Origin of the sequence: Leptotrichia sp. oral taxon 223 (genome assembly GCF_013394795.1) — a bacterium.
Lineage (GTDB): Bacteria > Fusobacteriota > Fusobacteriia > Fusobacteriales > Leptotrichiaceae > Leptotrichia.
This window is the reverse complement of the sequence record NZ_JABXYU010000001.1, coordinates 643,166-661,502: the sequence shown is the minus strand read 5'-3', so window position 1 is coordinate 661,502 and position 18,337 is coordinate 643,166. Positions and strand designations below refer to the sequence as shown.

Sequence of the window (18,337 nt, the reverse complement as noted above, 5' to 3'; positions counted from 1 at the left end):
AATGTAGTAAAATATACACAGATTAATTCAAATATAGAGAGAATCACAAAAATTGAAATGAGGGAAAAATGAGAATTATAGCAGGAACGTTGAAAAATAGGAGAATAAAGTCGAGGGAGGGGAGAGAAACCAGGCCAACACTGGAAAGAATAAAGGAGGCAATTTTCAGTATAATTGGAGAAAAAGTTGTTGATGCAAAGTTTCTGGACTTGTATTCAGGAACTGGGAATGTTTCATTTGAAGCACTTAGCCGTGGGGCAAAAAGGGCGATTATGATTGAAGAGGATAAGGAGGCACTTAGAGTAATTATTGAAAATGTGAATCATCTTGGCGTGGAAGAAAAATGCCGTGCTTATAAAAATGATGTTTTTCGAGCGATAGAAATTTTGGCAAGAAAAAGTGAAGCATTTGATATAATCTTTTTAGATCCGCCTTACAAGGAAAATATTTCAACAAAAACGATTGAAAAAATTTCGGAAGAAAATCTTTTGGAAAAGGATGGAATTATAATTTCAGAACATAGCACGTATGAGAAAATGGCTGATAACATTGGTAATTTTGTGAAATACGATGAGAGGGATTATAATAAGAAGGTGGTTAGTTTTTATAGGTTTGAAGATTGAAAAAATAAAAAATAAGGAGAAATAAAAATGGCAGTAAAAAAACAAAGTTATGAAGAAAATATTACACAAATTGATGAAATTTTGGAAAAATTGGAAAGTGAGGAATTGTCGCTAGATGATTCAATTTCTGAATATGAAAAGGCGATTAAGCTTATTAAGGATTCGGAAAAATTGCTTGAAGCTGGGGAAGGGAAAGTTATGAAGGTGCTTGAAAAAAATGGAAAAGTGGAAATGGAAGAGTTTGAATAAAAATTAAAGATAGATTTTTGAAGGTATAGAAGCAGAATATTTAAAATTTTTGAGTTCAGTTTTTAAGTAGATTTTATTTAAAATAAAAATTTGAGTGACGGGGGATAAAATGTTACGGGAATATTTGGAAGAGAAAAAGAAGGTTGTGGAGAATAGCCTGAGGGAATTACTTGGGAATTATAGGGGTAAATATCCTGAAAAATTGGCAGAGGCAATGGAATATGCAGTTATGAACGGAGGAAAGCGAATACGTCCTATTTTGATGTATATGATTTGTGATTTGTTTGAAAAAAATAATTGTAAAAGTTATGATAAAATTAAGGAAATTGCCGCTGCACTCGAGTTTATTCATTGCTATTCACTTGTTCACGATGATTTGCCAGCGATGGACAATGATGATTACAGACGTGGTAAATTTACAGTTCATAAAAAATACAATGAAGCAATCGGGGTTCTTGTGGGAGATGTTCTTTTGACGGAAGCCTTTGGAATAATTGCTAATTCTAAAAGTTTAGGGGATAAAAATAAAATTGAGATTATTTCAAGATTATCTGAATATGCAGGATTTTTTGGAATGGTCGGCGGGCAGTTTGTGGATATGGAGTCTGAAAATAAGAAAGTGGAAATTGACACATTAAAATATATTCACGCTCATAAGACTGGAAAATTACTGACTGCTGCGATTGAATTGCCGATGATTGCTTTGGATGTTGAAAGTGAAAAGCGTGAAAAAATGGTGGAATATTCAGAATTATTGGGAATTGCCTTTCAGATTAAGGATGATATTCTAGATATTGAAGGGAATTTTGAGAAAATTGGGAAAAAATCAAATGATATTGAAAATGACAAGACTACTTATCCGAGTATTTTTGGGCTTGAAGAAAGTAAAAGGCTGCTACAGGAGTATTTGGAAAAAGCGAAAAAGATTATTTTTGACGAATTTGAGGGGAATCAGTTATTTTTAGAATTGACGGATTATTTTGGTAATAGGAAAAAATAATAAAAACCTTTTGTAAATATTTTGAAAGTTAGGAGATATAAAATGAATAAAAAAATAATATTTTATGCGGGATGTGTAATTGCATTAATACTTCCATTAATTAAAAGTGTTCACGCTTTTGCTTCGGGAATATCTCTTCTTATGGGAATTATTCTGGCAAGTTTCAGTTTAATTCTAGTTCCAAAAAATTTAGGGAAAATACGAAAACTTACGCTAAATTCAGCTGTCGTATTTTTTGGATTTGGACTTAGCATAAGCAAGGTTGTTGCTGTTGGAAGTAAAGGGATTTTTCAGACGGCAATTAGTTTGATTGTAGTTATAAGTATTGGGTTATTTTTGGCAAAAATTTTTAAAATGGAAAAGAAGTTATCACAATTAATTGTGTTTGGGACTGCAATTTGCGGTGGAAGTGCTATTGCGGCAACTTCTCCAGTAATTGAGGCTTCTGATGAGGATATTGCCTTGTCTACTGGGATAGTATTTATTTTAAATACAGTCGCATTATTTCTTTTTGCGTTTTTTATTAATTATTTTAAGCTAAATGCTGAACAAACTGGAATATGGACTGCACTAAGCATACACGATACCAGTTCGGTAGTATCAGCTGCAGCTTTTCACAGCACAGAAGCCTTGAGAATAGCCACAATTATGAAACTTACCAGAACTCTCTGGATTATTCCAATAGTTATCGTTCTTAGCATTTTAAATAAATCTGAAAATAAAAAGATTAAATTTCCAATTTTTATATTATTTTTCATTTTAGCTTCAATTATTGCAACAATAATAAATTTACCAGCAATTTACAGTTTACTTACTCAAATAGGGAAAATGCTGTTATCCCTTGCACTTTATATGATTGGAACTTCATTAAATGTACAGACTATAAAAAAAATGACTGGGAAAAATCTTTTGTATGGCGTTACTCTTTGGATTTTTTCGATAATTTCAGGGTATATGATAATGATGTTTTTATAAAAAGATCAAAAATAATTACAAGGAAATGAGGTACTGTGAAAATAAAAAAATTAGTTATAACATTATTAGTGATATTATCTTTAGAAATGTTTGGGTTTGATTCTAAATTGGACTACATTGTTACAAGAAGTGAAAACTATAAAATTTCTGAACAAAAAATGAAAAAAGAGTCTTTAGAAGTAAAAAAAGGTTTTGAAGCTGACAATAAAAAATACAAAAATAAAGTAAGAGCCATTATTAAAAACTTTATAGAAAATGCGATATCAAAACAATCATTTAGTGGAGATGAAATATTCGGTGCTCAGGCAATGAAACAAATGATGGTTAGTATGTTAGAAAAAAGTATTGAGCATCAAAAAAATAAAATAGAAGAAATTAGATTTTTTAATGATGAAGAAGCACAAGTTACTCAAAAAGTAAAAGTTTTTGGTAGTAAAGAGAGTGATTCAAAATTTGAAAATGAATATGAAGTTTTTAAACTTGTTTTAAAAAAACTACAATATAAAGATGCAGACGATATGATGGCTCAAATGAAAAAAATGGAGAAAAAAGAAGCTTTTTCTAAAATTATGGATGCTATAAGTAGAGTTATAGAAGATGAATTAAAAAAAGAAGAAAATTATGTGGAAATGACTATAACTGTTGATATGCATAAAGTAAATAATACTTGGCATGTAAAAAATCTAGATGAACAAATAAAGATGGTGGAAGCGATGTTGTCAAATTTAGAAAACAGTATGTAAAAAATAGGTAAGGATAGATAATTATGTTTATAGAAAAGGAAAATTATTATTATATTGAAGAGTTTGAAAAATACGGTATCACAGCGGTTTATACAAAAAAAATCGCTGGAAATATGTCTGATTACTGCCCAATTGAAAATCAAATAGAAGGTATCCAGAAAAAAAATCGTGAAAAGTTGCTAGAAGAGTTGAATTTAACAGATAAACAAGAAGTGATGGCATTTCAAACACATTCTAACAATGTGAAAATTATTGATGAAGATATAACAAAATATTATTATGAAAAAGAAGAAGATGTTGATGGATTTCTGACAAAAAGGAAAGATATTGCAATTTTTACGTTTTATGCGGATTGTTTGCCGATTTTTGTATACGATAAGGAAAATCAGGTTATAGGAGTGTGGCATTCAGGATGGCCGGGGACATTTAAGGAAATGATGAAGTCAGGGCTTTTGGAAATGCAAAAAAATTATGGGACGCAAGTAGAGAATGTGGTAATGGCGTTAGGAATTGGGATTGGGCAGAAAGATTATGAAGTTGGAAACGAATTTTATGATAAATTTTTAGAAAAATTTGGGAAAAGTAACAGAGAAATTGTGGAAAAGTCATTTTGGTTTAATGAAAAAACAGGAAAGTATCACTTTGATAATACAAAATTTAATGAACTTATGGCACTTAAATTTGGGATAAAAAAGGAAAATTTGATCGTGGCAACTGAAAGTACGTTTGATGAGAAATTTCATTCTTACAGAAGGGAAGGAAAAAATGCTGGAAGAGCTGCAGCTATGATTAGTTTTAAATAAAATTTACAGAAAAAAGGCATAGGAGATAGTAATGAATTTTTTAATAAAAATATGGATTGCATTTATTTTGGACTTGATTTTCGGAGATCCGGAGAAAATTACACATCCAGTCCAGGTTATTGGTAAAATGATTACATTTTTAGAGAAAAAATTATACGGGAAAAAGGGAAGCTTTATTGGTGGAGCAGTTTTAGGTATTTTAGTAGTTACAAGTACATTTTTAGTAATGTATGGATTTGTGAAATTGACAAAAATTGTAAAAGTTTTGCAGATTTTTGAAATTTATTTGATGTACACGGTATTCTCGGTAAAATCGCTGGCTCGTGAAGGAAAAAAGGTTTATAGAATCTTAAAATTAGGAAACTTGAAAGTGGCAAGGGAGAAATTGTCTTATCTTGTTTCACGGGACACTGAAAAAATGGATAAGGTTATGATTATTAGAAGTACGATGGAAACTATTTCGGAAAATAAGGTGGATGGTGTGATTGCACCGATGTTTTATATGTTTGTGGGTGGGCTTCCGCTTGCAATGGCTTATAAGGCAATAAATACACTTGATTCAATGGTCGGATATAAAAATGAGAAATATGCAAAGTTTGGTACATTTTCAGCAAAATTAGACGATGTGGTAAACTTTATTCCAGCTAGAATTTCAGGAATTTTTATAACAGCAGCAAGTTATATTTTAAGATATAATTACAAAAATGCCTGGAAAATATTTAAAAGGGATAGGAAGAATCACGCAAGCCCAAATTCGGCTCATTCAGAAAGTGCAGTTGCAGGAGCATTAGGAGTGCAGTTTGGCGGAAAAGTTTCGTATTTTGGAAAAGAAGTGGAAAAGCCGACAATAGGAGACAAGAAAAAGGAATTTAGATTAGAAGATATTAAAAAAAATATACTATTGATGTATGTTACAAGTTTTGTAGCGATATTTTGTTTTTCTATAATTTATTTGATTATAAATGGAATGTTTAATAGTATATTTAATTCGATTGTATATTTTATATTGTATTTTTTTGTTAATATGTTTTTATAAAAATTTATTTTTTTTAGAAATTATTTTTTCATACAAATAACATAAAAAATATGAAATTTTAAAATTTAATGTTCCAATTCCAGTTGCCAGAAGATTTGTCAGTACATGACTTTCAAAATATTTCTGGCTTACTTTCCCAACTATAAACATTCCCACACAAAATATTAACATTCTCTTCAAATATTCAATATTTCCACGTAATTTACCCCTATCCTGAAAGTATAAGATATTATGCACACCATTCACAAGCAAATTTATATTTATAGTAGAAATTACTGCCCCAGTTAAATATCCAAAATAAAATTCTACACACTTAAAAATTATCCCTAGAAGAAGGATTAATATCATAATAAAAATAGAAATAATATATGCTTTTTTTATGTTTTTTGGCATTTTTTCCAGCATTTTTCTTCCTTTCTAAAGCTATAATTATTTTATGTTATTTACCTGCTTTATTAGTGACCAGTAGCCAGAAACTGCTCCTATAATGAGAAAAATAATCAGAACAATTGGCTGATCTGTCTTAAACAGGTATTTTTTCAAAAGTAAATAAAATCCCAGCATAATTAATACTGGTAATGCCAAAATATAAACCATATTTGTTGCAAGGGCAAAGTATTTCATTAATTTGTTGTTTCTTCTATTTTTTAATTCTTTTTCATTATTATGCCTACCTAGTTTTTTTTCTATTTCAAAAATCTTTTGTTTTTGTTTTTTTTCTTCCGCTTGTACAGTTTTCTTTTCGTCAGTTATTTCATTTTCTTTTTTCAAAATTTCTTTTTTGTCTTCTAATTTCATAATACGACTTCCTTTTTAAAATTTTATTTATCTTCTGATTTATAAATTCACTAAAACCTAAAACTCCTACAATTTTTATCAATTTAATATTTTTAAATTTTAACAATAATTACAATTTTTTTAGTACAAAAAATATTCTGCTTTCTCCAAATTCAGGATTAGAAGCAGTGTCAAACACTTCAAAACCGTTATTCTGAACAGTTTCCACAATCCATTCAGGCTCGTAGATAAATTTGTACTGCACTTCATTATATTTCCTAAATAAGTTATCACTTTCATTCTCACGGATAAATAAGTCAATTTCCACCAGATGCTTTCTTTCACTTAACTGTTCGTGTCGCCAGATGCTTGTATATTCAGGCTCTTCATCCAGAAATACATCATTTTCAAATATTTCCTCAAAAATATCTTCTGTTACAGCATCAAAAATTAAATATCCGTCTTTTTTCAAATTCTGATTACATTTTTCAATAAATTTCAAAAATTCCTTTTCATTTTTTAAATAATTTACGGTGTCAAAATTACAAATAATATAGTCAACTTGCTGAATTTCATTATTTTTGCTTACATTATCATAATGTACAATATTTTCCTTCACTAATTTGTAATTATGTACCAAATTCCTTTTTAATAATTTTTTTTCAGATATTTCCAGCATTTTTTCAGATAAATCCACTCCAACGACTGAAAATTCATCTCTTAAAAATCGCCATATAAATTCTCCTGTTCCACAACCTAGATCCAAAACAGTTCCCTTGTTTTTTATAAACATTCTCAAAAATTTATACCATTCGTCATAATTTACATATTTCATAAAAATATCGTAAATTTCAGCAAATTCCTTGTGCATTAATTTCCTCGTTTCTTTTAATTTAAATTATATGTTATTATAACATTTTTACTGTAACTTGTGAACTGAGTTTAAGAATTTTGACAAATAAAAAAAAGCAAAGAAAAAACTCCCAACTATTAATTGAGAGCCTCCAGGATTAATTGTTTTCAGGTTTTTTCAGTTTAGCTTCCCATTCGCTGACTTCGTCTGGGAAATAATCCAGAAATTTATCGACTTTTTTACCTTTAATGTCAATGTCTAATATTTTGTCATCTTGCCGCAAAGTTCTTAATACACTTAAGTCTTCACGATTTTTTGTTCCACCGATAATTGTATGTTTTCCATTCAGATTTTTCATTGGCTGCATAGTTATGAAAAACTGGCTGCTGTTAGTATTTGGTCCTGAATTTGCCATTGCCAGTATTCCTTCAACGTCAAAAGTCAGCCATTTTGTAAATTCATCTGCTAGAAAATAGCCTGCTGTACCAGTTCCATTTCCAGCAGGATCTCCGCCTTGAACAAGTGCATTTGGAATAACCCTGAAAAAAGTCAATCCATTGTAGAAATTGTTTTTTGCTAAAAATACAAAGTTTGCAACATTTTTTGGAGCGGCTTCAGGATATAGATAAAATGAAATATCCCCTTTTGTTGTTTTTATAACCGCTTCCAATTGAAAACCTTGCATAGCTTTTTCAAATTTCTTTTCTTCCTTTGATTTTTTTCCCTTAGCATTTACAACAGTTGCCATTAATAACATCAAAATGCTAACCAATACTACTATTTTTTTCTTCATAAACATCCCTCACTTTATTTTAAGCTATAATTTTTTATTCACATATGAAAATTCATCACTTAAATAAATAAAATTTACCAAATTACATAACTATTTATTGTATAGTCTTTTTATGTGCGTTATCATTTCTTCGATTTCCATTTTACCATTAAAATCAAATTCCAGAATTCTAAAATCAATATTTTCAATTTCCATATTATATTTCAAAAGTTCTTTTTCCTCCAGAATGTTGTCATAAATAACAAGCACAGAAAACTGGTTTCCAAAACTATCCACCAGCTCCAATGTATTAATCACACGATTTTTTGCCATATTAAGGGAATTTCTTATTATCTCGTTTGCTGTCTTTTTATTTCTGACTTCCTTATAAAGTTCGGAAATTATCATAGGCAGCTTTATTGCAAATAATATTTTCAGCTCTTCCCTTTTCTTAAATTTTACTATTGCCATTTTTAAAATCCTTATTTTTAATTTTTGTAAATTTACCCTTGAATCGCTTTTGTCAATGGCGGAATGATTTGTTTCTTTCTTGAAACTACACCTTTCAAAGTTACTAAATGGTTGTAAACTTTTTCTCCAAATGCTTTTTCAATGACATCATTTCCATCTCCTGAAACAAGAGCTGCAGAGTCATTTGTCAAAATATTTGTAATTGCAAGCATAAAGAATTTCAGCCCTTCTTTTGTAATAATATTGTCAATTTCAGCAAGCAATTTTTCTTTTCTTTCCAAAACTTCCGATTCATTTACAGTATTAACTTGCGCCACACCAATTTTTGCACCATCAATTTCAAATATTTTCATATCCATATTTAATAATTCCGCTTCAGACTTATTCCCAAGTGCAGTTCCAGCCTTTAACATTTCAAGACCATACTCATCCGCATTTACTCCAGCGATTTCAGCCAATTCCTTACCAGCCTTCACATCACATTCTGTACAAGTTGGAGATTTGAAAAGTAGTGTATCTGAAATAATCGCACTTAACATAAGTCCAGCAGTTTCCTTGCTTGGTACAAGATTATTTTCCTTAAATAATTTTAAAATAATTGTCGCAGTACATCCGACAGGCTCTACTCTTGCATACAAAGGCTCATCCACATTAAAGTTTGAAATTCTGTGATGATCAATTAGTTCCAAAACTTTTGCCTCTTCAAATCTTTCAGCAGTTTGAGTTCTTTCATTATGGTCTACTAAAATAATCTCTTTTCCAGCCACATTTTCCACCAATTCAGGCTTTTCAGCCTTAAAATAATTCAAAGCATACTTAGTTTCCTCATTAATTTCTCCAAGTCTTACAGCCTTAACATCTTTTCCCAATTTATTTTTCAGTTCTGCATAAGCAATCGCCGAACAAATTGTATCTGTATCTGGATTTTTGTGTCCAAAAACTAATATTGACATATTTTTTCCTCCTAAATTTTAATCATTTCATACTATTATAACCTATTAATCTTATTTTTGAAATAGAAAAATCCGTTTTTTTCAAAAATCACTTTAAACTTCCAATAATTTCACATCAATTTCATAATCTGTTGAAACTTTTTTGCTTAAAATATCCCTATACTCATTAATCTGCTCCTGATACTTCTCATTCGTTTCAGGCTCAAATCCAGTCTTGTAATCATAAATATAGATTTTCTTATTTTCCTCATCAATGTTAATTCTATCAATAATACGCTTTTTCCCATCAGAATCATAAATTTCAAATTCCGTGTAAACTTTGTATTTCTCATTATAAATATCACTATTTTTTTCAATGAATTTTTCCATTCTGACAATTAATTCTTCTACAATTTTTTTTCCCAGCATATTTCCGTATCGGCTCAAAAGAGCAGATTTTGCAATTAATTTATCAGTTTTCAAGTTATTTAAAATGTGTTCAAAGTAGTAGTGCATTGCAAGCCCTTTTTTACGTTTAAACTCCTTTTCCAAAGTTATACTTGATTTTTTTATTTTAAATTTATCATCAGAAAAATAAGTTTTTAATATTTTATTATTTATTTTATTTTTGCAAAGTTCAGTATTTTCATTAGAGTTTTCAGGAATTTGGTGAATTTTTCTTTCTGTTTCAGTAATTTTTCCAATTCCAAATTCTGTATTTTCATCGTAAACATCAATTAGTTTATTGACTAAATCATCAGAATATCCATTTTTTGTTATGTAAGCCTCAAAGTATAGTAGCAAATTTTTTTTCGCACGTGTCAAAGCCACATAGTCTGCATTTATTTCTTCCATTTTTTCCTTTTGGGCATTTTTTTCAGCGATTATTCCATATTCTTTTATATTTTTCACATTTTTAGCATATTTTGAAAATGTTATTAAAAAATTAGTTACGCTGGAAAAATTATCGTCGTAGTCAAAATATGTTTCAAAAGTTTTAAAATTATTTCCGCCAGTCTTCCCTTTTCGGTAATAGATTATCGTGTCAAATTCCAGTCCTTTGGATTTATGGATTGTCATCAGATTTATGGCGTTTTCATCCGAACTGCTTATTTGCCGCAAGTTGTCCTTTTCATCTTCAATATGTACAACAAATTCGTACAAGTTGTCAAATTCCTTTAGAATATTGAAAAATTGAAAAATATTTTTTATATCGCTGTTTGTTGAATAAAAACTTGTCACATCAAAGTCTTGAATAATTTTTTTTGAAAAGTTTTCTTTCGCATATTTGTCGTTCAAATTAATTGAAAGCTTGTAAAGATCCTTTATTTTTTCCAAAGTTTCAGAAAGCGAAAGTCTATTTCTTTCCATAAAATCAATATTTTTATATTCCATTAAATTTTGTTTTTTTTCAAAATTTTCCAAGTTTTCTACAAAATATTCAAAACTATTCTCATTTTCCAAATTTTTATGAGAAAAATCAATATTTGTTGTAATATATTTTTCAATTAAATCTTTATTTTCCACTAAATATTTTACGTGATCATTTAGGCAGCCAATCAAATCACTTCGCATAAATTCCAATAAATAAATAAAATTATGATAAACAAAAAATTTTATCAGCTTGTACAGCGGTTTAACAGCCCTGTAATCCAGAATCGAAGAGTTGCTTTCAAGCGTAAACGGAATTTTTTCCTCATTCAGTCTTGCCGTTATTTCCGCAAGTTCCCTATTTCCACGACAAATTATACAGCTTTTACCAAAATTCTGAATTTTTCCTTCCTTCAAGTTTCGTATCATTTCCTCGTATGCTTTTTCAGGCTTTTCTTCCTCGTCTCCATATCTAGATTTTCTTTCTTGAAAATAATATCCAAAATAACCCTTTTGATAGTCCTTGTCATCACGATACAATGAATTTGTGTATTTCCAGTTTTCATTATAGTTGGTAAAAATTTTATTCACATTTTCAATAATCTGCTTGTGGCTTCGATAGGATTTTTCCAGATTCTGAACATTTCCACCGATTAAATTTTCCAAATTTTCAAAAAGTTCCTTTTCTCCGCCACGCCAGTTATAAATACTTTGTTTCTCATCGCCAACACAAATTATATTTTTTGCACTTGAAAGCAGTAATTCTAAAATTTTCCATTGTAAAATACTCGTATCCTGAAACTCATCAATCATAATTGTATCAATCTGCCCACCGATAAGTTCTAGAAAATCTTCAGTAACTGCGTTGCTATTCTTATTATCAGTCTTTACAAATCCCAGTTCCTTGTCAAAAATAAACTTATATGTGTAGGTGGAAATATCCGTGTGAGTAAATCTTTTTGTATTTAATTTCATTTGTTCTGCAATATCGAATATAATTTTTGCCAATTCCTTTATTTTTTTGTCAGTCGGCAATACTTCCTCATTAAAAATATAATTTGAAACTGTTTCCCGCAAAATATTCTGCTCTTCTTTCATTTCATCCAGCAGTTCCTTGACATCTTTTCCGCCAGTTTTTTTTCCATTCCAAATATTACCTTTAGCAAAAATATCATCCGATTTTTCCAATATTAATTCTATTTTTTTATCTTGCACAGCAGAAATATCAAAATTATTTTGATTCAGTTCTTCAAACTTTTTAAAAATATCAGTAAATTTTCCATTCAATATTTCAATAACTTTTTTTCCTTTTATCTCAGCAATTTTTTTCACGTTTTCAAAAATATTTTCAAAATTCTCTACAAAACTTCTACTTGATTTATTATTTTTTAAAATTAAATTTGCTTCCTTGTAACTATCGCCAGCCAGCAAAAATTTCTCCTGCATGTCCAATAGCGATTTTACAATTTTCACATAAGTTGAAATATTTTTTCTGTCTTTTTCCTCATTCAATATAAACTTAAATTTTTCAAAATAATAGCTGTTTCCAATTATTTTTATCAAAATATCGTTGTAAAACTCATCTTCTTCCTTGTCAATTGTTTCATAATTGTAAATACCAAAATATGGAGCAATAGTATTTTTAAAAATTCTGTTTGTAAATCCGTCAATCGTGTAAATCCTGATTTCATCCTTATTTTTTATCATTTCAAAATATACATTTTGCAAATTTTCCTTCAAAATTTCGCTGTCAGAAAATCCATAAAGTTCTTTCAGGCTGTTTTCCAATCCTATCCAGTCATATTTTTCAAATGCAATCTGATACAGAAAATCATAAATACGCTCTTTAATTTCGGCAGTAGCCTTTTTCGTAAAAGTCATTACAACGATATTTTTATAATTTACGCCTCTTATTAAGTTTGCAATGTATTCCAGCGATAATCTATAAGTTTTTCCAGTTCCTGCGCTTGCCTTCAAAATAATTTTATTCTGCTCTTTATTATTTATATTACTTGCTTTCTCCATTTAATTCATCCTCCCTTCTGCATACATTCTTAAAAGTTTGATAAGTGTAATTTTGCACATCTCTTACATCACCAATATCATAATAATCGGTTTCATAATATTTTTTCACAACTTCCCGAATATCTTCCTCATTTAGAAAATCTTCGTCCTTTTCCCTTGTATCGCCAATTATATCGCCATCCCAAACATCTACCACAAATCTCTCTATTTCCTGCCCATTTTTTTCAGGCAGCATAACAGAATAATAATCCAGCTGTTTAAAGGCATTTACGACTTTTTCCTTCTTTTCTTCCCCTTTTTTATTTTTCAAAATACCAGATTTATAGTCATACAAAATCTCCTTGTTTTTCAATTTTATATGTAAGTCAATCATTCCGTTTATAAAAATATTTTCATAAATTTCCTTTTCAGATTTCAGTTTTATTCTTTCTTCCGAATAAATTTCGATTTCTTCTTCATTTTCCAGTGTTTTCATCAATTTTTGCAATATTTTTTCAACAGATTTTACAATTTCCTCAAACGAAACTTTTTTATAAAATTCCAGATATTCCTTCGGAATTTTGTACTCAAGTGAATTTAAGATATTTTTTAACGTTTCCTTAATTTCCTCATTATTTATAACAAATTTCCTCTGCTCAAGCAGTTCTTTGTTTTCCATTACGATTCTTTCATAAAGCCCATGAATAATGTTTCCAAACATCAGATTATCAACTTTATCCTCAATTTTTTCAACTTCTGTATTTCCAATCATCTTTTTCAAATAATATCCATACTCAAAATTCTGCATTTCCTCAAAGGAATAATACCCCAAACTCACTTTTTCAGCCTTAATCTTATCCAAATCCTTTTTCAGTTTCGTTGGAATAAATTTCCCAATTTCTCTTGATTCCCAAGACTTTTCCACATTTTCCAAAAAGTATTTCTTAATAAAATTCAGCTCGTCATTTTCATCTATTTTATTTTTTTGTGCCTCTATTCCATATTTCAGCTTAATTTCCTCAACAACTCCAGCGGAATCTATGTTTTCATCCAGATTTTTTACATAGGACAAATATACATTTTTTGCTCCTAAAATATTTTGATAAAATTTAAAAATCTCAATTTGCTTTTCATCATCGCTTACAGGAAGTCCCATTTTTGCACGTTGAATTTTTGTAAATAAATAATTGTTTATATTTATTTTTGGAAATGTGTCCTGAATATTAAGAAATATCAGATTTTCCTTTTGTGTTTCTGAAATTGCTGAAAATGAATTAATTGAATATCTTGAAATATTTTCACTGTCCTGTTCATCGCTTTCCTCAAGATTCAGGCTGATTGACTTCTTATCCAAATATTTCAAAAACAATTTTAATAAACTTGCCGAAACACCATTTTCATTAAAAAATCCTTTCCAAAGATTATCAAATGAAAAGTCTTCCAGCACTACCATTTCCGACAATGCCTCAAAATATTTATCTCTGACATCCTTATCAATTTCTCCACTTCTATCAAAAATCATTTCAAGATAATTCCCATATTCCTCAAGCGTCTGATAGTCAAAAATCATTTCAATTTCATTAATAAAATTAATCAGTCCCGCAATTTCAATATCTGCTGTTCCAGTAAGCCTGCTATTCAATTTTTCTGCAATCTTAAAAATTTCATCTCTTGAAATATATTTATAATCCTGCCCTATAATTTCCATAAAAAAATCATACGACTTTTTTAAGCCAAAAATTTTCAAAAAATCATTAGATTTAAAAGCGGCATACAAATCTTTCATTCTGATTTTTAAAGACTGTCTATAATTTTTTATAAATTTCACATTTTCAAAATTTTTTTCCATTTTACTATCAGAAAGTTTTAAATCTTCATTTTGAATATGTTCAACATTATTATTTTTTTTAATTTCAGAATCAAAATCATCATTTTCCAATTTTTTCCCAATAATTTTAACATTTTCCAAAATATTGCAAATCAATTCCAATATCTTATAAATCTTCGTTTTCTGCATCGTAAGTTCCAAATTGGAAGAAATTTTTTCCTGCCTTAAAAGCTGATAATCCTTTTTCCCATCTTCTCCATTATCCTGCAAATCATAAATCTTATAATTTACGTAATTTTCGTCCTTTTTTAAATCTTCAATTTTTTTTCTATTAATATTTTTCATATTTTGAATAATTTTTGTATCCGCAGTTATTTTTTCATTCTGAAAATACTTATCATTTTTTAATTTTATTTCTTTTTTATTATCATAGTTTTCTTTAATTTCATTTTTTGTTTCATTATTCAAAATTTCAATTTCATCCAGCTTTTTTACAAGCCCCAAAAGCTGTGAAAATTTATTTTCATACTCAAAAATCTCAATATTTGTCCCAAAATTTTCCAAAAACTCATTTTTATCAGGAATCGAAAAACTGTCATTTATTTTCAATTTTTCCTCATTAAAATCATTTTCCAAAAGCTGCAAAATATTTTCTACAGCAATTCCTCTATTTTCAATATCTTCAATTAACTCCTTTTCAAATGGCGTAATTTTAACTTTATTTACAAAGCAAATTTTAGAAAACTTCTTCAAAAAATTATCTGATATATTTTCCACATTTCTAAGCATATATGGTAAGATAAGCCCTTTCTGCTGCACACACTTTTTTATCTCATTATCAATCTCAATCAAAGTTCCAAAAGTTTCAACTTGCCACTTTTCCAGCTCAATTTTTTCCAAATCAATCTTATATTCCTGCAATTCCGCAAATAAATTATAGTAATTATAGGCAACATCAATAATATCATAATAGTTATTTACCTTCATATCCTTTTTTAACTTCTCAGTCAAAGCATTGTAAAACAGCACAACCTGTTTTTCTTCTTTTACCACAATTTTATCAGTAACAAAGACATTCTCATAAAAATCATAACTATTCATCATCTTAAAATTCTGAAAAATCCCTAATTCCTGCTGTATTTCCTCATTCTGTAAAAATTCCCTCTTTATCTCAAAAAACGAAGCCGAATTTTCAAATACAAAAAGCGTATCTTCATTCTTTTCAAATTCTTTAAACAATATATTTTTTAAATCAGATCCAATTCCTTTATAACTAATTTTCATAATATATTTTCCTTCCTTAATATCAAAAAAACTAAAATTAAAATTAGAAAAAATCACAGCCATTGTTCTAACTGTGATTTTAATATTTTTATAAAAAATCAAAAAAATTTACTTTTCAAAGATTATCTTACAATTTGGAATAAGATTGCGACAACTAGAAATAATGTTGCGACGATTTCTGTAAATTTTTCAATTCCTTCTTTTTCTTCATCCAAAATATTAGCAGAACTTTTTGCTAAACCTTGGCTTCTGTCTGGCTGTAGTAAAATTACGCTTATCATAATGATTGATAATATTACTAGAGCTACAATTAATAAATTTTCTAACACGTGTTCCTCCTATAATCTACAAAACAAGAGAATAGCTAATCAATTTTTATTTTTTAAGTTAATTATTTAGCTGCTGCATCTCCGGCTTTTATTATTACAGCGAATTTTTCAGGAATTAAGCTTGCTCCTCCTACTAATCCACCGTCAATGTCTGTTTGAGCGATTAAGTCAGCTGCATTTCCATCGTTCATTGATCCGCCGTATTGAACTGTTACGTTTTCTGCAACTTCTTTTCCGTACAAGTCAGTTAATAATCCTCTGATGAATGCATGAACTTCCTGAGCTTGTTCTGGAGTGGCAGTTTTTCCTGTTCCAATTGCCCATACTGGTTCGTAAGCAAGTACAACGTTTGCCATTTCAGCAGCTGTTACGTCTTTTAATCCACCAACAATTTGAGTTTTTACAACATCATTAGTAGTTCCAGCTTCTCTTTGCTCCAATTTTTCTCCAATACATAAAATCGGTTTTAAATCGTGAGCCAATGCTGATTTTACTTTTTCATTGATGATTTCATCAGTTTCGTGGTAATATTCTCTTCTTTCAGAATGTCCTAAAATTACATATTCTACACCTAAATCTTTTAACATCAATGGTGAAACTTCTCCAGTATATGCTCCGCTTTCTTTAGCGTTCATATTTTCAGCAGCAATTTTAATGTTGCTTCCTGCAGTTTCTCTAGTTGCTGTTTCTAATGCAGTGAAAGGCGCTCCAATTATGATTCCTGCATTTTTCACATCTGCTACTAAAGTTTTTAATTCATTGAAGAATTGTGCAGCCTCTTTTGCGGTCTTGTTCATTTTCCAGTTTCCAGCTACTATTACTTTTCTCATAGTTTCTCCTCCATTATTTATTTAATATTTTACATTTTCTTTTATTTTATCACATATTGCTTTTTTTATCAATGCTAATACACGAATTTTTCAATTTGATTTTTTATATCTTTTATGTTAAAATTCTTTTAAGCAGCTAAAGTAAATAAAATCCAAAAATATATTAAAATCAGGAGGAGTGAGTATATGGACAACAATACGAGTGAAAACAAATCAATTGCAGGATTACGAGCCTATGCCGCAGCTTTTCTTATAAACCTGAGCTTTTTTGCAGGATTTAGAATTGAAGCCGCTTCATTTCCAGTAAAATTGAGTTTTTCAATGGGATTTAGCCTATTGATACCAATAATCGCATTAATTCTGGAACAGGAAAATGGATTTGTAAGAACCTATGCAAAACAGACATTGGCAGTAACAGTGCTATTGTTAATTTCAACATTTTTAAATATTATTATAGTCGTGGGAAATATTTTATTTTTCGTAATTTTTGTAATATTATCTGTTTTCCAAATTATTGCAACAGTATCATCAATTTTGAAAAAAGAATTTAAAATTCCTTTTATAGAAAAAATTACAGATTTATTATTTGTAGACTAATAGAAATAAGGGGTGTAGGTTATTTTATGCCCCTATACACAAATTTTAATAAAATTTATGAAAAAGTTATTGACAAATTATAAAAATATATGATATACTAACTGAGTAACGTGTGGGTGGATGTCCGAACGGCTAAGGGACCGGTCTTGAAAACCGGCGAAATCGCAAGATGTCTGGGTTCGAATCCCAGTTCACCCGCCATTTAAAATATATATTTTTGGAGAAGTGGCAGAGAGGCCGAATGCGCTCCCCTGCTAAGGGAGTATCCGGGCTAAAACTTGGATCGAGGGTTCAAATCCCTCCTTCTCCGCCATTTTTTTTTAATAATTAAATTAATAATCAAAAAATGCATCTGTAGCTCAATTGGATAGAGCGTCTGACTACGGATCAGAAGGTTATGGGTTCAACTCCTGTCAGGTGCGCCACTTTATAAATAAAATATAGTATTTACATAGTTTGAAGAGATTTAAAAATATATTTGGGGACATTTTTAAAAATCTTCATTTTTTATTTTATACTATTTTCCATTTGAAGATTAATCATGAATTTTTTTGCAAGGAACCAAAACTCCTTGTCAGCAAATAATAAAATATAATTTCTGTTTTTTTAAATAAGATTTAGTGTTATATTATTTTTTATTTGCAAAGTAAAAATACTTAGCTTACAATTTTTTCTGTTTTAATATAATAATTTAAAGATATTTTTATATATTATAAAAACGTTAGAAATTTTTAAAACTACACATGAGAATAAAAGGAAAATATATTGAAAAAATGGATACTGAATGATAAAATATATTCAAATAAACTAAATTCATATACAAATTTGGTTTTAAAGTAGTTTGATATGTGTTAAAATAT

General features: G+C 29.0%; 18 protein-coding genes and 3 tRNA genes. 11 read left to right on the top strand and 10 right to left on the bottom strand.

The window, feature by feature from the left end:
• The first annotated feature begins 68 nt into the window (after positions 1–68).
• From rsmD to cbiB, 7 genes are all read left to right on the top strand, one after another.
• Positions 69–623: a 16S rRNA (guanine(966)-N(2))-methyltransferase RsmD gene (gene rsmD / locus HW275_RS03165; RefSeq protein ID WP_178935096.1), complete on the top strand. Its 555-nt coding sequence runs from the start codon at positions 69–71 to the stop codon at positions 621–623.
• 27 nt (positions 624–650) lie between these two features.
• Complete coding sequence (gene xseB, locus HW275_RS03160; RefSeq protein ID WP_060918438.1) at positions 651–872, top strand: exodeoxyribonuclease VII small subunit; 222 nt, start codon at positions 651–653, stop codon at positions 870–872.
• 109 nt (positions 873–981) lie between these two features.
• Positions 982–1,872 (top strand): polyprenyl synthetase family protein, encoded by an 891-nt coding sequence (locus HW275_RS03155; RefSeq protein ID WP_178935094.1) that lies wholly within the window; start codon positions 982–984, stop codon positions 1,870–1,872.
• Between the two features lie 42 nt (positions 1,873–1,914).
• A complete protein-coding gene (locus tag HW275_RS03150) occupies positions 1,915–2,847 on the top strand; it encodes a YeiH family protein (protein WP_178935092.1) in 933 nt (310 codons plus the stop codon).
• 35 nt (positions 2,848–2,882) lie between these two features.
• Positions 2,883–3,590 carry a hypothetical protein gene (locus HW275_RS03145; protein WP_178935090.1) on the top strand — a complete coding sequence of 236 codons (708 nt, stop codon included), beginning with the start codon at positions 2,883–2,885 and terminating at the stop codon, positions 3,588–3,590.
• A gap of 23 nt (positions 3,591–3,613) precedes the next feature.
• Positions 3,614–4,393 (top strand): polyphenol oxidase family protein, encoded by a 780-nt coding sequence (locus HW275_RS03140; RefSeq protein ID WP_178935088.1) that lies wholly within the window; start codon positions 3,614–3,616, stop codon positions 4,391–4,393.
• A 31-nt stretch (positions 4,394–4,424) separates the two neighbouring features.
• Positions 4,425–5,429 carry an adenosylcobinamide-phosphate synthase CbiB gene (gene cbiB / locus HW275_RS03135; RefSeq protein ID WP_178935086.1) on the top strand — a complete coding sequence of 335 codons (1,005 nt, stop codon included), beginning with the start codon at positions 4,425–4,427 and terminating at the stop codon, positions 5,427–5,429.
• Here the strand turns inward: cbiB and HW275_RS03130 are convergent.
• From HW275_RS03130 to tpiA, 10 genes are all read right to left on the bottom strand, one after another.
• Positions 5,424–5,834 carry a hypothetical protein gene (locus HW275_RS03130; RefSeq protein WP_178935084.1) on the bottom strand — a complete coding sequence of 137 codons (411 nt, stop codon included), beginning with the start codon at positions 5,832–5,834 and terminating at the stop codon, positions 5,424–5,426. The two genes, cbiB and HW275_RS03130, sit on opposite strands and share 6 nt — an antisense overlap.
• A 24-nt stretch (positions 5,835–5,858) precedes the next feature.
• Positions 5,859–6,227: an AtpZ/AtpI family protein gene (locus HW275_RS03125; RefSeq protein ID WP_178935082.1), complete on the bottom strand. Its 369-nt coding sequence runs from the start codon at positions 6,225–6,227 to the stop codon at positions 5,859–5,861.
• A 109-nt stretch (positions 6,228–6,336) separates the two neighbouring features.
• Positions 6,337–7,077, bottom strand: coding sequence for a bifunctional 2-polyprenyl-6-hydroxyphenol methylase/3-demethylubiquinol 3-O-methyltransferase UbiG (locus HW275_RS03120; RefSeq protein ID WP_178935080.1), 741 nt, complete (start codon positions 7,075–7,077; stop codon positions 6,337–6,339).
• 139 nt (positions 7,078–7,216) lie between these two features.
• Complete coding sequence (locus HW275_RS03115; RefSeq protein WP_178935077.1) at positions 7,217–7,852, bottom strand: peptidylprolyl isomerase; 636 nt, start codon at positions 7,850–7,852, stop codon at positions 7,217–7,219.
• 90 nt (positions 7,853–7,942) lie between these two features.
• The gene (locus tag HW275_RS03110) at positions 7,943–8,302 is read right to left on the bottom strand and encodes a hypothetical protein (protein ID WP_178935075.1); all 360 of its coding nucleotides are present in this window, start codon (positions 8,300–8,302) and stop codon (positions 7,943–7,945) included.
• 32 nt (positions 8,303–8,334) lie between these two features.
• The gene (locus HW275_RS03105; protein WP_178935073.1) at positions 8,335–9,255 is read right to left on the bottom strand and encodes a manganese-dependent inorganic pyrophosphatase; all 921 of its coding nucleotides are present in this window, start codon (positions 9,253–9,255) and stop codon (positions 8,335–8,337) included.
• Between the two features lie 93 nt (positions 9,256–9,348).
• Positions 9,349–12,630 (bottom strand): exodeoxyribonuclease V subunit beta, encoded by a 3,282-nt coding sequence (locus tag HW275_RS03100; protein WP_178935071.1) that lies wholly within the window; start codon positions 12,628–12,630, stop codon positions 9,349–9,351.
• The gene (locus tag HW275_RS03095; protein ID WP_178935069.1) at positions 12,614–15,721 is read right to left on the bottom strand and encodes a PD-(D/E)XK nuclease family protein; all 3,108 of its coding nucleotides are present in this window, start codon (positions 15,719–15,721) and stop codon (positions 12,614–12,616) included. Before HW275_RS03095 ends, HW275_RS03100 begins: the two co-directional genes overlap by 17 nt.
• Positions 15,722–15,843: 122 nt before the next feature.
• On the bottom strand, positions 15,844–16,050 hold the full coding sequence (gene secG, locus HW275_RS03090) for a preprotein translocase subunit SecG (RefSeq protein WP_018451309.1): 207 nt from the start codon (positions 16,048–16,050) through the stop codon (positions 15,844–15,846).
• 62 nt (positions 16,051–16,112) lie between these two features.
• Positions 16,113–16,880: a triose-phosphate isomerase gene (tpiA, locus tag HW275_RS03085; RefSeq protein ID WP_178935067.1), complete on the bottom strand. Its 768-nt coding sequence runs from the start codon at positions 16,878–16,880 to the stop codon at positions 16,113–16,115.
• Between the two features lie 186 nt (positions 16,881–17,066).
• Here tpiA and HW275_RS03080 point away from each other — a divergent pair, with 186 nt between their 5' ends.
• The 4 genes from HW275_RS03080 (at position 17,067) to HW275_RS03065 (ending at position 17,902) form a co-directional block, all read left to right on the top strand.
• A complete protein-coding gene (locus tag HW275_RS03080) occupies positions 17,067–17,477 on the top strand; it encodes a DUF4870 domain-containing protein (protein ID WP_178935065.1) in 411 nt (136 codons plus the stop codon).
• A gap of 114 nt (positions 17,478–17,591) precedes the next feature.
• A tRNA-Ser gene (locus HW275_RS03075) sits at positions 17,592–17,678 on the top strand.
• A gap of 18 nt (positions 17,679–17,696) precedes the next feature.
• Positions 17,697–17,790: transfer RNA gene (locus HW275_RS03070), tRNA-Ser, on the top strand.
• Between the two features lie 35 nt (positions 17,791–17,825).
• Positions 17,826–17,902, top strand: a tRNA-Arg gene (locus HW275_RS03065).
• Positions 17,903–18,337: the final 435 nt, after the last annotated feature.

Bases quoted from the DNA above. Each gene is read 5' to 3' on its own strand.
- tpiA (WP_178935067.1), bottom strand. From the start codon at position 16,880: ATGAGAAAAGTAATAGTAGCTGGAAACTGGAAAATGAACAAGACCGCA.
- HW275_RS03140 (WP_178935088.1), top strand. From the start codon at position 3,614: ATGTTTATAGAAAAGGAAAATTATTATTATATTGAAGAGTTTGAAAAA.
- HW275_RS03110 (WP_178935075.1), bottom strand. From the start codon at position 8,302: ATGGCAATAGTAAAATTTAAGAAAAGGGAAGAGCTGAAAATATTATTT.
- HW275_RS03130 (WP_178935084.1), bottom strand. From the start codon at position 5,834: ATGCTGGAAAAAATGCCAAAAAACATAAAAAAAGCATATATTATTTCT.
- rsmD (WP_178935096.1), top strand. From the start codon at position 69: ATGAGAATTATAGCAGGAACGTTGAAAAATAGGAGAATAAAGTCGAGG.
- HW275_RS03120 (WP_178935080.1), bottom strand. From the start codon at position 7,077: ATGCACAAGGAATTTGCTGAAATTTACGATATTTTTATGAAATATGTA.
- HW275_RS03155 (WP_178935094.1), top strand. From the start codon at position 982: ATGTTACGGGAATATTTGGAAGAGAAAAAGAAGGTTGTGGAGAATAGC.
- HW275_RS03100 (WP_178935071.1), bottom strand. From the start codon at position 12,630: ATGGAGAAAGCAAGTAATATAAATAATAAAGAGCAGAATAAAATTATT.
- HW275_RS03115 (WP_178935077.1), bottom strand. From the start codon at position 7,852: ATGAAGAAAAAAATAGTAGTATTGGTTAGCATTTTGATGTTATTAATG.
- cbiB (WP_178935086.1), top strand. From the start codon at position 4,425: ATGAATTTTTTAATAAAAATATGGATTGCATTTATTTTGGACTTGATT.
- HW275_RS03125 (WP_178935082.1), bottom strand. From the start codon at position 6,227: ATGAAATTAGAAGACAAAAAAGAAATTTTGAAAAAAGAAAATGAAATA.
- xseB (WP_060918438.1), top strand. From the start codon at position 651: ATGGCAGTAAAAAAACAAAGTTATGAAGAAAATATTACACAAATTGAT.
- HW275_RS03150 (WP_178935092.1), top strand. From the start codon at position 1,915: ATGAATAAAAAAATAATATTTTATGCGGGATGTGTAATTGCATTAATA.
- HW275_RS03095 (WP_178935069.1), bottom strand. From the start codon at position 15,721: ATGAAAATTAGTTATAAAGGAATTGGATCTGATTTAAAAAATATATTG.
- HW275_RS03105 (WP_178935073.1), bottom strand. From the start codon at position 9,255: ATGTCAATATTAGTTTTTGGACACAAAAATCCAGATACAGATACAATT.
- HW275_RS03080 (WP_178935065.1), top strand. From the start codon at position 17,067: ATGGACAACAATACGAGTGAAAACAAATCAATTGCAGGATTACGAGCC.